This is a genomic window from Massilia atriviolacea (genome assembly GCF_003953935.1).
GTDB classification, from domain to species: domain Bacteria; phylum Pseudomonadota; class Gammaproteobacteria; order Burkholderiales; family Burkholderiaceae_D; genus Telluria_A; species Telluria_A atriviolacea.
The window spans coordinates 266181-281995 of record NZ_RXLQ01000002.1 but is presented as its reverse complement, the minus strand read 5'-3'; the positions used below and the strand labels follow the sequence as shown (position 1 = coordinate 281995).

Below are 15815 nucleotides of genomic sequence, written 5' to 3'. Positions count from 1 at the left end.
GGCTCAGGCCAGCTTCTCCGCCGGCGGCGCCAGCATCCGGCTCAGGCGCCAGCACAGGAAGCTCACCGCCAGCGATCCGCCCACGCCCCAGGCCAGCTTCAGCGCGCTGCCGAACAGCAGCGGGGCCATCATGCCCGACATCAGCGCGAACACCATCATCTGGATGAAGGCCATCATCGACGAGGCCAGTCCGCGATTGTCCGGAAACAGCGCCAGCGCCCCGACCTGGATCGCCGGCATCGCCACCGCCAGGCCGAAGGTGTAGACCGCCAGCGGCAGCACCGCCCACGGCACGGCCGCCACGAACAGCAGGTTGTAGCCGATGCTGATCGCGCTGCCGGCCGCCATGATGCCGAAGCCCAGCCACATCATCGTACCCGGCGCAATGCGCGAGGCCGCCTTGCCGCCCCAGGCCGAACCGACCACCATCCCGCCGATCATCGGAATGAACAGCCAGGCAAAGGCGGTTTCGGGCAGGTGCAGGATATCCATGACAAAATTGGCCGCCGAACCGATGTACAGCGACAAGCCGCTGAACGCCAGCCCCACCGACAGCGACAGCAGCAGGAATTGCGGATCGCGCAGCACCTTCAGGTAGTTCTTCGCGATCGCCACGCCGTGGAAGGCATGGCGCTGCTCCCTGGGCAAGCTTTCCGGCAAGCCGCGGTACACCAGCAGGATCATCAAGGCGCCGAAGATGGCCAGGAACAGGAAGGTCGAGCGCCAGCCGAAATGCACGTGCAGGTAGCCGCCCAGCACCGGCGCGATGGCCGGAGCCAGCCCGAACACCATCATGATGTGCGACATGATGCGTTGTGCATGAGCCTGGTCGTGGGAAAAGCGGTCCTGCACAATCGCCTGCCCGATCACCGAGCCGGCGCCGGCCGCCAGGCCCTGCAGCGCGCGGCAGGCCAGCAGCACCCCGAAGCTGGGCGCGAACACGGCGCCCAGCGAGGCCAGCGTGTAGAGCGCGAGCGCGATCAGGATCACGGGACGGCGCCCGAACGAGTCCGACAGGGTGCCGTAGAACAGCATCATGAAGGCGAAGGTGAACAGGAACACGCTCAGCGTCTGCTGCACCGCCAGCGGGCCGACGCCGAATTCGCGCCCGATGGCCGGGATGGACGGCAGGTAGGTATCGATGGCGAGGGCGCCGACCATGCCGATACAGGCCAGGATCACTGTTAACAAACGCTGCATGCGGTAATGCCTTATATGAAACGGCAGCGCACCATGCGGCCAACCGAGGGCGCAATTTTACCGGCATTCGTGAAAAGTTACCGGCGAGCCAGAACGGCCGCAGCTTACGGCATCTTCATCCCGAAGCGTTCGGTGCGCGGCATCCAGTTGCCGTCGATATCGGCCGAGGCCAGGATGCGCTCGGCACGCCCGATCAGCAGGTGGCGCGGCACCATGCCGACCATGCGCGAATCGGCGCTGCGGTCGCGATTGTCGCCGAGCATCATGAACTGGTCCTCGGGCACCGTCACCGGCCCGAAGCTGCGCGGCGCCACCAGTTGCGGAATCACCTGGATGCGGCGGCGGTGGCCGGCAAAGGTTTCCTCGACGTTCTGGGCGGCGACGCGGCTGCCGTCGCCGAGCGCTTCGAGCGCGCTGCCGGCGGCGGCGTAGCTGGCCGCCCGGCCGTTGATGATCAGTTGCTCGTCGCGCATTTCGACGATGTCGCCCGGCAGCGCGACCAGGCGCTTGATCAGGCGCGTGCCGTCCGTGGGCGAGGAAAACGTCACCACATCGCCGCGCTGCGGCTCGCCCAGGCGCGCCAGCACCACGTCGGTCAGGGGAATCTTGACGTTGTAGGCGAGGCGGTTGACGAAGACGACGTCGCCTTCGAGCAGGTTCGGGCGCATCGAGCCCGACGGAATCGGATTCCAGTCGGCCACCGCGGTGCGGAACAGTCCGAATAACAACAGGAACACCAGCCAGCCCTTGTTCTCGCGCAGCAGTTTTTTCATCCCAGCCTCCTCTGTCAGTGGTGATCCTTTATACCCGCCGCGTCTTTGGCGATGCTTAAGCAGGGCTGCGGCCTGAACAAATCGGCAAGCTTGCTTGCATAATGTAAATATAACTGCCAGAATCCCTGCGGCGCCACGCGTCCGCCCTTCCCACTTCATCAGAGTCTGTCCACCAGCATGCAAACACGTCCACTTTATCTCGCGCTCCTCCTCGCCAGCCTGTGCACCGGCGCCCACGCGACCCTGAACAAATGCAAGGGCGCCAACGGCCACCCGGTCTACCAGAACGCGCCGTGCCCGCCGCCGGCCAGCGCCTACGCGAAAAAAATGCCGACCCTGGCCGAACGCAATGCGCTGGTCAAGCAACAAAAGCTGGAAGAAAAGGAGCGGGAACGCTACCCCGACGGCCGTCCGGGCGCCAACTGGGACCCGGGCCGCAAGGCAAGCGCACCGATGCCGCCGCCCGCGCCGGCGCCGCTGCCGGCCCCGGTCCAGCCGGGCGTGCCGGCGCAGGCCAAGCCCGCGTCCGCGCCCGGCGCCGCGACGGACGCCGCCTCGAAGAAAGAAAAGGAGCGACAGCTGGCCTCCGACAAAGTGGAGGCCGACAATGCCAAGATCCGCGCCAAGAACAAGGCCATCGAATGCGACAACGAGCGCAAGCGACAGGCCGTCATGAAGGAGGGACGCCCCGCGTACACCACCGACAGCAAGGGCAACCGCAACTTCATCTCCGACCAGCAACGCGATGCCGAGCTGGCCGACGCCGAGCGGCGCATCGCGCGCGCCTGCCGCTAATCTCTTGCCGATAAGCGCCTGCCGATAAGCGCGTGCCCTTAGCCGTCTTGCTTGACGGCGGCCAGCGCCATGTCTTCGACCAGTCCGGGCGCAACCAGCTTGAGGAAGCGCCCGGCCTTGCCTTTGGCGGTCATGACGACGTCGCGCCTGCGCCCTTCCATGCCGTCGATGATCAGGCGCGCGCATTCTTCCACGCTCATCGCGCCCTCTTCCTTGAGCAGGCTCTTGCCCAGCTGCTGCCCGGCCGCGTTGTAGCCGTGATGGCGGATCTGCGTGGCCACCACGCCCGGATAGGCGGTCGTCACGCTCACCCCCGCGCCCTTTAATTCGGCGCGCAAGGCTTCGAAAAAACCCGCCATGGCGAACTTGGTGGCCGCGTAGGCGGTGCGCCCCGGCACGCCGACCAGTCCCGCCAGCGACGACACCGCCACGATGCTCCCGCGCGCGGCCTTCAGGTGCGCCAGCGCCGCGTGCGTGCACCAGACGCTGCCCCACAGGTTGACCCGCATCAGGTCTTCGTACCAGCCCAGGTCCCGCACGTCCTCGAACAGCGCGTGCGCCGAACGCCCGGCGTTGTTGATCAGGGCGTCGATGCGGCCGAAGCGCGCCACGGCGGCGTCGACCAGGGCGATGCACTCGGCCTGCACCGACACGTCGGTCGGCACTGTCAGCGTGTGCGCGCCGAGCGACTGGCACTGCCCCGCCACCGCATCGAGCATGGCGCCGTTGCGGGCGGCCAGCACCAGCGCCACCTCGGCGCCGCCGCGCGCCGCCAGCTGGCGCGCCATCTCGGCGCCGATGCCGTCCGAACTGCCGGTGATGACGATCGTGCGCATGGCCGCTCCTTACTTCTGGGTTTTCACGATGTGCATGGCGCTGGCGATCAAGCCGCTCATCTCGCCCAGGTTGGCCGGCACGATGATCGAGTTGTTGGTCCTGGCCAGCTCCGAGAAGGCATCCACGTACTGCTCGGCCACCTTCAGGTTGACCGCATCCTGCCCGCCCGGTTCGCGGATGGCGGCGCCGATCTGGCGCAGCGCGTCGGCGTTCGCCTCGGCCAGCGCCACGATCGCCTTGGCCTGCCCTTCGGCGCGGTTGATCGAGGCCTGCTTCTCGCCTTCGGAACGGGCAATCGCCGCTTCGCGCTCGCCGGTGGCGATGTTGATCTGCTCCTGCTTGCGCCCTTCCGAGGCGGCGATCAGGGCGCGCTTTTCGCGTTCGGCGGTGATCTGCGCCTGCATCGCGTGCAGGATTTCCTGCGGCGGCGTCAAGTCCTTGATTTCGTAGCGCAGCACTTTCACGCCCCAGTTGGCGGCCGACTCGTCGATCGCGTTGACGATGGTGACGTTGATGTGATCGCGCTCTTCGAAGGTCTTGTCGAGCTCCATCTTGCCGATCACCGAACGCAAGGTGGTCTGCGCCAGCTGGGTGATGGCCGACAGGTAGTTCGACGAGCCGTACGAGGCGCGCATCGGATCGGTGATCTGGAAATACAGGATGCCGTCCACCTGCAGCTGCGTGTTGTCACGCGTGATGCAGACCTGCGGCGGCACGTCCAGCGGGATCTCCTTGAGTATGTGCTTGTAGGCGATGCGGTCGATGAACGGCGCCACGATGCTCAGGCCCGGCACCAGCGTCTTGTGGTACTTGCCCAGGCGTTCGACCACCCAGGCGTGCTGCTGCGGCACCACGTTGACGGCCTTGAAGACAAATACCACCACCACCGCCAGAATAATCAGCGTGGTTATTCCGAAACCTTCCATAGCCTGCCCCTTTTCAGTTGTTGTTAGTTGTTGTTAGTTGTTGTTAGTTGTTGTTCATTAGTTGTTGGCGACGATCAGGCGACTGCCCTGCACTTCCACGATCCTGAAACTGCCCGCTTCGGCCAGTGCGCCTGGGCCGAGTTCCACGTCCCAGGGCGCGCCACGGTACATCACGCGCGCCTTGCCGTCGGTCCAGGTGGCGACGTTGACGCTCTGGCCGATGTCCATGTTCACGTTCGGATCGCGCGCGGTGTCGTGGCGCGCGGGCGCGCCGAAGCGGCTGCGGTGCAGCAGGCCGGTGGCGATGGCGCCGACCACGGCGGCGGCCAGGATCTGGGCCGGCATGCCGAAGCCGCCCAGCGCCACGAGGGCGCCGCAGGCCAGCCCGATGGCGATCATCAGGAGATAGAAGGTGCCCGTAAAGAGCTCGAAAATTACCAGCGCGCCAGCCAGCGCCAGCCACCACGTCCAGTCAGCCATGAGGTTTCTCCAGTTTGTAAAAAGCAAAAACCCCCGTGGCCCGGGATGGACGACGAGGGTGCGAATGGCTTGGAAAGTCGGTTTTTATAATGGTTTTGTTGGATTGACTTTGAATGCGCCTAGTCTAGCGCGTTCTGGCGAAGTGTCAACTATAGAATCGCCAGTGGCCATCAGCCGCCCAGCCGCATCGACAGTTCCACGTCGCCCGCGAACGGAATCGACAAATAACCGTTGGCCGGTGCGCGCACGTAGGCCATGTATTCCGGGCTGTGGTCGGCATTGTCGGCCACCACCAGCGCGCCGGGCCGCAGGCGCGCCTCCAGCAGCGCCAGCACCTCGGGGTACAGGGCCTTGGCGCCGTCGAGCAGCAGCAGGTCGACCGATTCCGGCAGGCCGGCGGCCAGGGTCTGGAGCGCATCGCCCTCGCGCACCTCCACCAGGTCGAGCAAGCCGGCTTCGCGCAGGTGCTCGCGCGCCCTGGCGACCTTCGATGGTTCGAACTCGCTGGTGACCAGGCGCCCGCCGCCGTTGTCGCGCAGGGCGGCGGCCAGGTGCAGGGTCGAGATGCCGAAGGAGGTGCCGAATTCGACGATGGCGCGGGCACGCGTGCTGCGCGCCAGCATGTAGAGCAGCGTGCCGGTATCGCGCGAGACCGGCAGCCACAGGTCCTTCAGGCGGCTGTAGAACTCCAGGTAGCCGGTCTTGCTCAGCATGAGGCGCTCGCGCTCTTCGCGCGGCATGCTCGCCAGGGCCGGACTGGTGGTGGCTGCGGCCTGCGCGAACAGGCGATCGAGCAGGGCCGGCAGCGGCGCGGTGGTCAAGGTATTGCTCAGCGTATTGGTCATGAATAGGCTCATCCGAATGGGGACGCGGTCGGCGTCGGGTTAAATGCGACTGATTCGTCGTGTTGTTATAATATGAGGAATTCGTCACATTCCCTATTCGCATTTTCCGAAGCTGCCATGAGCAAACGTCCGATTCCGCAGATCTCCTCGCGCAAGGCGCCCAAGCAGGCCCGTTCGGCGGAACTCGTTTCCGCCATCCTGGAAGCGGCTATTCAGGTTTTGGCGCAGGAAGGCGCCCAGCGCTTTACCACGGCGCGGGTGGCGCAGCGGGCGGGGGTGAGCATCGGCTCGGTGTATCAGTATTTTCCGAACAAGGCGGCCATCCTGTTCCGCCTGCAAAGCGACGAATGGCGCCAGACCACGGACATGCTGCGCACCATCCTGGAAGAACGGCAAACGCCGGCCTTGGCACGCCTGCGCGCACTGGTGCATGCCTTCATCGCGTCGGAGTGCGAGGAAGCGGGCATGCGGGTGGCGCTCGGCGACGCCGCGCCGCTCTACCGCGACGCACCGGAAGCGCGGGCGGCGCACGCCGAAGGGAAAAGGATTTTCCAGGACTTCATGCAGGAAGTATTACCCGATGCGGCGGCTGCGAGCCGCACCCTGGCCTGCGAACTGATCGTCGCCACCCTGAGCAGCGTCGGCAAGGACTTTTCGGAAAGTCCGCGCACGGCGGCCGACATCGCCGCCTATGCCGACGCCATGGCCGACATGTTCTGCGCCTGGCTGGACCGAATGGCGCAGGGCTGAAACGACAAACCCGCCGCTTCCGCAACCAAGGGAAACGACGGGTTCGATGGCCAAGCCGGCGCGTGCGCCGGATGGCGATGGATTACAGCGCGGCCAGCTTCTGCCAGGTATCGATCACCGAATCGGGATTGAGGGACATCGACTCGATGCCCTGGCCCATCAGCCATGCCGCGAAATCCGGATGGTCCGACGGCCCCTGGCCGCAGATGCCGATGTACTTGCCCTGGTCGCGGCAGGCCTTGATCGCCAGCGACAGCAGCGCCTTGACCGCCGGATCGCGCTCGTCGAAGTCGGCCGCCAGCAGCGCCATGCCCGAATCGCGGTCCAGGCCCAGGGTCAGCTGGGTCAGGTCGTTGGATCCGATCGAGAAGCCGTCGAAGTGCTCCAGGAACTCCTTGGCCAGGATCGCATTCGACGGCACTTCGCACATCATGATCAGGCGCAGGCCGTTTTCGCCGCGCTTCAAGCCATTCCGGGCCAGCAGGTTGACGACTTTCTCGGCCTGGCCGAGGGTGCGCACGAACGGCACCATGATCTCGACGTTGGTCAGGCCCATGTCGTTGCGCACGCGCTTCATGGCGGCGCATTCCATCTCGAAGGACTCGGCGAAGTCCGGCGACAGGTAGCGCGCGGCGCCCCGGAAGCCCAGCATCGGGTTTTCTTCGTCCGGCTCGTAGCGCGAACCGCCGATCAGCTTCTTGTACTCGTTCGACTTGAAGTCGGACAGGCGCACGATGACCGGCTTCGGCCAGAACGCGGCGGCAATCGTCGCAATCCCTTCGGCCAGCTTGTCGACGTAGAAGGCCTTCGGCGAAGCGTGGCCGCGCGCGACCGACTCCACCGCTTTTTTCAGGTCCGCGTCGATGTTCGGATACTCGAGGATCGCCTTCGGGTGCACGCCGATATTGTTATTGATGATGAATTCCAGGCGCGCCAGGCCGACGCCGCCGTTCGGGATCGACTGGAAGTCGAAGGCCAGCTGCGGGTTCCCGACGTTCATCATGATCTTGGTGGCGATCGGCGGCAGTGCGCCGCGCGCCACTTCGGACACTTCCGTTTCCAGCAGGCCGTCGTAGATCATGCCCTCGTCGCCTTCGGCGCAGGACACGGTCACCAGCATGCCGTCTTTCAGCGTTTCGGTGGCGTCGCCGCAGCCGACGACGGCCGGCACGCCCAGTTCGCGCGCGATGATCGCCGCGTGGCAGGTACGCCCGCCGCGGTTGGTGACGATGGCGGAAGCGCGCTTCATCACCGGTTCCCAGTTAGGATCGGTCATGTCGGCCACCAGCACGTCGCCCGGCTGCACGCGTTCCATTTCGGACGGATCGTGAATCACACGCACGCGGCCCGCGCCGATCTTCTGGCCGATGGCGCGGCCTTGCGCCAGCACCGTGCCGCTGCCCTTGAGCTTGAATCGCTGCTGGGCGTCGGTCGACTTCTGCTGCGATTTGACGGTCTCGGGACGCGCCTGCAGGATGTACAGCTTGCCGTCGCGGCCATCCTTGCCCCACTCGATGTCCATCGGACGGCCGTAGTGGTTTTCGATGATGACGGCGTACTTGGCCAGTTCCACCACTTCGGCATCGTTAAGCGAATAGCGGTTGCGCATTTCGATCGGCACGTCGACGGTCTTGACCGAGCGGCCGGCCTTGGCCTCGCTGGTAAATTCCATCTTCAGCAGCTTGGAGCCGATATTGCGGCGGATGACGGGCGACTTGCCCTGCTCCAGCATCGGTTTATGCACATAGAATTCGTCGGGATTGACCGCGCCCTGCACCACCGTCTCGCCCAGGCCGTAGCTGGAGGTGACGAACACCACGTCCTTGAAGCCGGACTCGGTATCGATGGTAAACATCACGCCGGCCGCGCCCAGGTCGGAACGCACCATGCGCTGCACGCCGGCCGACAGGGCCACTTCGGCGTGCGTGAAGCCCTTGTGCACGCGGTAGGAAATGGCGCGGTCGTTGTACAGCGACGCGAACACGTGCTTCATCGCTTCGAGCACGTTGTCGATGCCGACCACGTTCAGGAAGCTCTCCTGCTGGCCGGCGAAGGACGCATCCGGCAAGTCTTCGGCGGTAGCCGAGGAACGCACGGCGAACGACATTTCGACTTCCGAATCGGCCACCAGGCGTGCATAGAAAGTGCGGATTTCTTCTTCCAGGCGGGCCTGGAACGGCGTTTCGACGATCCATTTGCGGATCTCGGCGCCGGCGGCGGCGAGCGAGCGCACGTCGTCGATGTTCAGGCCTTCGAGGCGGGTCGCGATGCGCTCGCCCAGCGACGGTCCGCCGTCGATGCCATGCGCCAGGAAGTCGCGGAAGGCGTCGGCCGTGGTGGCAAAGCCGCCCGGCACGCGCACGCCGGCGCCGGCCAGTTGGCTGATCATTTCGCCCAGCGAGGCGTTCTTGCCGCCGACGGATTCCACATCCGTCATGCGCAATTGGTCGAACGATGCGACGTACACTCCGGTGCGATCCGGTTCCTTCAATGCTGCGGTAGACAAGTTGGTCATAACAAACACCCTTACTGATAGTAGAAATCTGTTCGCAGGGCGGGACTGACTATGTTTTCTTGTTATTCTTGGGGCCGTGCCGCACAATTGATGCGTTGCAGAGCATTTTACAGCCTGCGCCGCGAATTTACAGCGCACAACTTGAAACATTGGCAGCACAGGAAGCCGACACGACAAATATGACCACAGAACCACGCCCACCCCTGCCCACCTCCGCCCGCACGGTGTTTTTCGTTTCCGACGGCACAGGCATTACGGCAGAGACCTTCGGCCACGCCGTCCTCACCCAGTTCGAAATGCGCTTTCGCCAGGTGCGCTTGCCCTTCATCGATACGCTCGACAAGGCCTACGACGCGGCGCGCAAGATCAACGAGGCGCTCACCACCGACGGCCAGCGTCCGATCGTGTTCTCCACCCTGGTCAAGCCCGACCTGTCGAACGTCATCCGCCAGTCGCGCGGCATGCACATGGACTTGATCCAGACTTTTGTTGCACCGCTGGAACAAGAGTTGGGCGTCAAGTCGACCCACACCATCGGGCGCTCGCACAATATTGTCGACAGCCAGGAGTACAAGAACCGCATCGAGGCGATCAATTTTTCGCTGGCGCACGACGATGGCCAGTCGCACAAGAACCTGTCGGCGGCCGACGTGATCCTGGTCGGCGTATCGCGCTCGGGCAAGACGCCGACCAGCCTGTACCTCGCGATGCAGTACGGCATCAAGGCGGCCAACTATCCGCTGATTCCGGACGACTTCGAGCGCGGCAAGCTGCCCTCCTCGCTGCCGCCGTTCCGCGACAAGATCTTCGGGCTGTCGATCACGCCCGAGCGCCTGTCGGAAATCCGCCATGAGCGGCGCGCCGGCAGCAAGTACGCCTCGATCGAGAATTGCCGCTACGAAGTCAACGAGGCCGAGCTGATGATGAAGCGCGAAGGCATCCGCTGGCTGTCGTCGACCACCAAGTCCATCGAGGAAATCGCCACCACCATTTTGCAGGAAATCAAACCGGATCGGCGCGAGTATTAATTCATGAGTGAAGCTGAAAGCAAGAAGATCGACCTGGCCAAATACAGCGCCGGGAGCGCGGCTGCACCTGCGCCGGAGGCCGCGCCGGAAAAAATCTCCGAGTTCCTCGACGGCAACCTGAGCGCGCACGACAAGCTCGAACGCGCGCGCATGGAGCTGCTCGACCTGTCGGCGCGCAACCGGCTGCTGAACATTCCGCGTTCGGCCAAGTCGACCCGCATCATCGACGTGATCGACGAGCGCGCCGGCGACATCTTCCGCATGCTGGTCACGGAAAACCGCTCGCTCACCTTCTTGCCCGGCCACAGCGCGGCCTACCAGGCCACGGCGGCCCAGGTGGCCGAAGACGCCGGCACGCTCGACGAACTGGCCCAGCCCGACGACGCCGTCGACGAACACGGCGTCATGCTGCGCCATAACGACACCAAGCTGCAGACCAAGCTCACTTCCAAGGGGCTGCAAAAGCGCCTGCTCGACCTGTGCAACGACGCCCGCACCCTGGAAGAAGAACAGGGCGTGAACATCCTGTACCTCACGCTCGGCACCCTGAAATGGATCGACCCGGCCAACGCCAGGAATATCCGCTACGCGCCGCTGGTCCTGATCCCGGTCAGCCTCCAGCGCGGCAACGCGGCCGAGCAGTTCAAGCTGCGCTGGCGCCAGGAAGAACTGTCGGCCAACCTCTCGCTCGAAGCCTTCCTCTCGCGCGTGCACGGCATCACCCTGCCCGCCTTCGAAGGAGGCGACGACTTCAATCCGGCCGCCTACATCAGCGCCGTGTCGCACGCCATCGCGTCCAAGGAAAACTGGAAGGTGATCGCCGACGACGTGGTGCTCGGCTTCTTCTCGTTCGCCAAATTCCTGATGTACCGCGACCTCGACCCCTCGGTCTGGCCGGTGCAGCAAGGCCTGCTCGGCCAGCCGCTGATGCGCGGCCTGCTGTCGGACGGCTTTGCCGGCGGCGCGCCCATGATCCCCGACGGCACCCCGATCGACGCCGTCATCCCGCCCGCCGACCTGCTGCACATCGTCGACTGCGACAGCTCGCAGGCGCTGGCCGTGCACGATGTGCGCAGCGGGCGCAACCTGGTGATCCAGGGCCCGCCCGGCACCGGCAAGTCGCAGACCATCGCCAACATCATCGCCTCGGCCGTCGCCGACGGCAAGAGCGTGCTGTTCGTGGCCGAAAAAATGGCCGCGCTGGACGTGGTCAAGCGCCGCCTCGACCACGCCGGCGTGGGCGACGCCTGCCTCGAACTGCACAGCAACAAGGCCAACAAGCGCGTGCTGCTGGAAGAACTGCGCCGCACCGCCGACCTGGGCGCGCCGCGCGGCGACCTGCCGCCCACCCTCAACGCCCGCCTGCAACTGGCGCGCGACACCCTCAACGGCCATGCGGACCGCATGCACGCCGAGCACCCGGTGGCGCGCCTGACGCCGTACCAGGTGATCGGCCACATCGCCGAACTGCAGCGCCAGCGCGTCGCCCCGCTCGATGCCCCCTTCGACCATCCGGACACCTGGACGCCCGACGAACGCGCGCAGCGCTACCAGCTGGTGAGCGAACTGGCGCTGCGCCTGGGCGAGATGGGCCTGCCCTCGCAGCACCCGTGGCGCGGAGTGCGCATGACGAATATTTCGCCCACCGAGATGGAGCGCCTGTCGCAGCGCATCGCGCGCGCCAGCAGCGGCCTGTCGGAACTGGCGGCCAGCCAGACCGCCCTCGCCGCCGCGATGGACATGGGGCCGCCCGACAGCTGCGACGACTTTGCCCGCATCGCCGACATGGCGCACCGCGTCGCCAACGCGCCGCGCCTGTCGCGCCAGGCCCTGGCCTCGCCGGTATGGATTAGCCAGCGCGAAGAGATGACCAACCTGGTGGAACAGGGCGCGCAGTACGCGCAGCTGGTCGGCTTTTTGGAAGGGAAAATCTCGCCCGACGCCTGGCGCCTCGACCTAAAGCCGGCGCGCCACGCGCTGCGGCCCCTGCCGGCCGGGATGAGCGACGAGGCCTTCGGCCGCCTGGCGCGGCTGGCGGCGCAGCTGCCGACGCTCCTGCAGGACACCGAACGCCTGCGCCAGCACCTGGGCGCGGCCGCCCGCACCGGCACCCTGTCCGACATCGGCAAGGCCCTGGTGCTGGGCCAGCGCATCGCCTGCGCGCCGGACGTCAGCGCCGAGGTGCTGTCGGCCAGCGTGTGGGACCACGGCATCGAGCAGGCCGCCGACCTGGCCGAGGCGGTGGCCTCGCTGCACGAAGCCCGCAACTACCTAAACGACAAGGTCCTCGACGAAGCCTGGAACCTCGACCTGGCCGGGGTGCGCCAGGTGCTGGCGATCCACGGCAACAGCATGCTGCGCTTCCTGCGCGACGACTGGCGCCGCGCCAGTGGCCTGATCAAGTCGGTGCTGCGCAATCCCGACATCGAGCTGCCCGCCCAGATCGACATCCTGGACCGTCTGTCGGCGGCCCAGAAAACCATGCGCTTCCTGCGCGAGAACGAGCAGCTGGGACGCACCGCCTTCGGCGCCGACTGGCGCGCCGAGCGCTCCTCGCCGGTGCCGCTGCGCGCCCTGGTGGCATGGATGCGCACCCTGCGCGGCATGGGCCCGGAGCCGCGCCTGATCGCCGCCAGCGTGGCCGACCGTCCTGCCCTGGGCGTGCGCGTGGACCACGTCCAGCGCTCGCTCGACAACACCCTGACCCTGCTGCGCGACTGCTGGAACGACTGCGGCGCGGCGATCCGCCACATGTTCCCCGACATCCTGACGGTGGAACACGCCAACCTGGCGGAGGTGGGCACCTTTGTCGCCGCCATCGACAGCGCCCTGGGCACGGTGCGCAGCGCGCTGGCGTTCCGGCCGGCGCGCCTGTCGGACCTGCTGCCGGTGCTGGACGCGCTGATCACGGCGCAGCGCATCGCCGCCAGCATCGACGGCGCGCGCGTGCTGGGCGAACAGGCTTTTGGGGCGCACTGGCAAGGCGCGGCCTCGGACTGGCACTTCCTGATCGGGGCGGCGCAATGGATCAACGCCAATCCCGCGCTGCCGGCCATGGTGGCCCGGCACGACGACCGCGCCCTGCCCTTGCAGCGCGCGTACGCGCTGGAGCAAGGCTACATCGCCTGGAACAATGAACTGGTGGCCCTGTTCGAAACCCTGTGCGCCGACGCCCAGTCGCTGTTCGGCACCGACAGCGCGGCGCAGGTGCCGATTGCCGACCTGCTGGTGCGCTTCGGCGAATGGATCGCGCACGCCGAGCAGTTGTCGCGCTGGGTCACCTGGCGCGAGCGCAGCGGCGTTGCCCGTTTAATGGGCATGGCGCGCTTCGTCGACGAGATGGAAAGCGGGCGCCTGACGGCCGCCGCGGCGCCGGCGTCGTTCAACATGAGTTATTTCGAGGCGCTGTACGCCTCGCAGGTGCGCGCCGAACCGGCCCTGGCCAGTTTCGACGGCCAAGTGCACGACAGCGAGGTGCGCCAGTTCGTGGACCTGGACCGCCAGCGTATCGCCGCCGCCGGCATCGAAGTGGCGCGCGCCCACTTCCAGCGCATTCCGCAGGGCGGCGGCGCCATCGGCCCGCTCGGCGTGCTGCGTGGCGAAATGGCGCGCCGGCGCGGCCACATGCCGATCCGCCAGTTGATGCTCAAGGCGGCGCCGGCGATCCAGGCGATCAAGCCGGTGCTGATGATGAGCCCCTTGTCGGTGGCGCAGTTCCTGCCGCCCGGCCAGCTCACCTTCGACTTGCTGGTGATGGACGAGGCGAGCCAGATCCAGCCGGTCGACGCGCTCGGCGCCATCGCGCGCTGCCGCCAGGTGGTGGTGGTGGGCGACGAACGCCAGTTGCCGCCGACCCGCTTCTTCGCCAAGCTCACCGACGACAACGCCACCGAAGAAGAAACCGACGGCGGCGAAGCGCAGGTCTCCGACATCGAGAGCATCCTCGGCCTGTTCACCGCGCGCGGCCTGCCGCAACGCATGCTGCGCTGGCACTACCGCAGCCGCCACCAGTCGCTGATCGCGGTGTCGAACAGCCAGTTCTACGAGAACAAGCTGTTCATCGTGCCCAGTCCCTACACGCAGGAAGCGGGCATGGGCCTGTCGTTCACGCACGTGGCGGACGGCGTTTTCGACAGCGGCAACACCGGCACCAACGTGCCCGAAGCAAAAGCGGTGGCCGACGCCATCATGCGCCACGCGCAGCTGTCGCCCCAGCATTCGCTGGGCGTGGCCTGCTTCTCGGTAGCGCAGCGCAAGGCCATCGAAGACCAGCTGGAGGTCCTGCGCCGCGCCGACCAGCGCGCCGAGGGCTTTTTCCAGTCGCATCCGAGCGAGCCGTTTTTCATCAAGAACCTCGAAAACGTGCAGGGCGACGAGCGCGATGTGATCCTCATTTCGGTCGGCTACGGGCGCAACGCCGACGGCGCCGTTAACATGCGTTTCGGTCCGCTGAGCGCGGACGGCGGCGAGCGGCGCCTGAATGTGCTGATCAGCCGCGCCAAGCGCCGCTGCGAGGTGTTCGCCTCGATCACCGACGACGACATCGACCTCGAACGCGGCAAGGGCAAGGGCGTGCAGGCCTTCAAGCTGTTCCTGCGCTACGCGCGCACCGGGCAGCTCGGCATGGCGCTGCGCAGCCGGCGCGATTACGACAGCCTGTTCGAAGTCGAGGTGGCGAACGCGCTGGCCGAACGCGGCTTCGACGTCCATCCGCAGGTCGGCATCGCCGGCTTCTTCATCGACCTGGCGATTCCCGACCCGGACCGTCCGGGGCGCTACCTGCTGGGGATCGAATGCGACGGCGCGGCGTATCACTCCTCGAGTTCCGCGCGCGACCGCGACCGCCTGCGCCAGGCGGTGCTGGAAGATCACGGCTGGATCATCCACCGGATCTGGAGCACCGACTGGTTCCAGCGTCCGCAGGAGCAGCTGGCGCGCACCATCGCCGCCATCAACGAAGCGCGCAAGACGCTCGACCTGCGCGCCGAAGAAAGCAAGAAGCAACACCAGCTGCCAGCGCCGCAAGGCGTGCGCATCGAACGCGAGATCGTCACCGACGTGGCGATCAACCCGGTCGAGGAAGCGCCGCAGCGGCGCAACCGCTACGTCGAAGCGACCTTGGTCAAGCCGGCGGGCGACTACGAACTGCACGACGCGCCGCTGGAGGTGCTGGTCGACCTGGTCGAACAGATCGTCTACATCGAAGGACCGGTGCACCTGGACGAAATCGTGGTCCGCCTGCGCACGACCTGGGGCTTGCAGCGGGTCGGCCCGCGCATGGCGGCGGCCACCGAGCGTGCGGTCGACGCGGCCGTGGCCCAGGGCCTGGTAGCGCGCCTAAACGGCTTTGTGTGGAAGCCGGGCAGCCCGGTGACGCCGCGCGACCGCACCTTCGTCGAGTCGGAGGGCCTGCGCCGCGCCGACATGCTGCCGCCGAAAGAGATCGAGGTGGCCATCGTCCAGGTGGTGGAACGCCACTTCGGCGCCAGCCAGGAAGAAATCGTCAAGGGCGTGCTGAAGATGTTCGGCTTCAAGCCGATCCAGGGACCGCTGCGCGACGCCGTGCAGATGCGCCTGAACCTGATGGTGCGCGAGATGGTGCTGGTGGCAAACGGGCCGGTGCTGGTGCTGTCCGACCATGCGCGCTCGCTGTAGGCCGTGAGCGG

11 protein-coding genes are annotated in these 15815 nt (G+C 66.3%); 4 read left to right on the top strand and 7 right to left on the bottom strand.

Going from position 1 to position 15815, the window contains the following annotated elements:
* Nucleotides 1-3 precede the first annotated feature (3 nt).
* Complete coding sequence (locus EJB06_RS04340; RefSeq protein ID WP_126072759.1) at nucleotides 4-1200, bottom strand: multidrug effflux MFS transporter; 1197 nt, start codon at nucleotides 1198-1200, stop codon at nucleotides 4-6.
* Nucleotides 1201-1304: 104 nt separating this feature from the next.
* Nucleotides 1305-1973: a signal peptidase I gene (lepB, locus tag EJB06_RS04335; RefSeq protein WP_126072758.1), complete on the bottom strand. Its 669-nt coding sequence runs from the start codon at nucleotides 1971-1973 to the stop codon at nucleotides 1305-1307.
* A gap of 177 nt (nucleotides 1974-2150) precedes the next feature.
* On the opposite strand from lepB, the gene EJB06_RS04330 reads away from it, so the two are divergent.
* Entirely contained in the window at nucleotides 2151-2768 is a 618-nt protein-coding gene (locus EJB06_RS04330) for a hypothetical protein (protein ID WP_126072757.1), read from the top strand.
* Nucleotides 2769-2806: 38 nt separating this feature from the next.
* Here the strand turns inward: EJB06_RS04330 and EJB06_RS04325 are convergent, their stop codons facing one another.
* From EJB06_RS04325 to EJB06_RS04310, 4 genes are all read right to left on the bottom strand, one after another.
* The gene (locus EJB06_RS04325; protein ID WP_126072756.1) at nucleotides 2807-3604 is read right to left on the bottom strand and encodes an SDR family oxidoreductase; all 798 of its coding nucleotides are present in this window, start codon (nucleotides 3602-3604) and stop codon (nucleotides 2807-2809) included.
* A 9-nt stretch (nucleotides 3605-3613) separates the two neighbouring features.
* Nucleotides 3614-4531, bottom strand: coding sequence for an SPFH domain-containing protein (locus tag EJB06_RS04320; RefSeq protein WP_126072755.1), 918 nt, complete (start codon nucleotides 4529-4531; stop codon nucleotides 3614-3616).
* Between the two features lie 57 nt (nucleotides 4532-4588).
* Nucleotides 4589-5011 carry an NfeD family protein gene (locus EJB06_RS04315; RefSeq protein ID WP_126072754.1) on the bottom strand — a complete coding sequence of 141 codons (423 nt, stop codon included), beginning with the start codon at nucleotides 5009-5011 and terminating at the stop codon, nucleotides 4589-4591.
* A 170-nt stretch (nucleotides 5012-5181) separates the two neighbouring features.
* On the bottom strand, nucleotides 5182-5844 hold the full coding sequence (locus tag EJB06_RS04310) for an O-methyltransferase (protein ID WP_198420768.1): 663 nt from the start codon (nucleotides 5842-5844) through the stop codon (nucleotides 5182-5184).
* A 129-nt stretch (nucleotides 5845-5973) separates the two neighbouring features.
* Here EJB06_RS04310 and EJB06_RS04305 point away from each other — a divergent pair, with 129 nt between their 5' ends.
* A complete protein-coding gene (locus EJB06_RS04305; RefSeq protein WP_126072752.1) occupies nucleotides 5974-6606 on the top strand; it encodes a TetR/AcrR family transcriptional regulator in 633 nt (210 codons plus the stop codon).
* 82 nt (nucleotides 6607-6688) lie between these two features.
* Here the strand turns inward: EJB06_RS04305 and ppsA are convergent, their stop codons facing one another.
* Nucleotides 6689-9043, bottom strand: coding sequence for a phosphoenolpyruvate synthase (gene ppsA, locus EJB06_RS04300; protein WP_229426943.1), 2355 nt, complete (start codon nucleotides 9041-9043; stop codon nucleotides 6689-6691).
* Between the two features lie 257 nt (nucleotides 9044-9300).
* Between ppsA and ppsR the strand changes: the two genes are divergently transcribed.
* A complete protein-coding gene (ppsR, locus tag EJB06_RS04295; protein ID WP_126072750.1) occupies nucleotides 9301-10149 on the top strand; it encodes a posphoenolpyruvate synthetase regulatory kinase/phosphorylase PpsR in 849 nt (282 codons plus the stop codon).
* Nucleotides 10150-10152: 3 nt separating this feature from the next.
* On the top strand, nucleotides 10153-15804 hold the full coding sequence (locus EJB06_RS04290; protein ID WP_126072749.1) for a DUF3320 domain-containing protein: 5652 nt from the start codon (nucleotides 10153-10155) through the stop codon (nucleotides 15802-15804).
* Nucleotides 15805-15815: the final 11 nt, after the last annotated feature.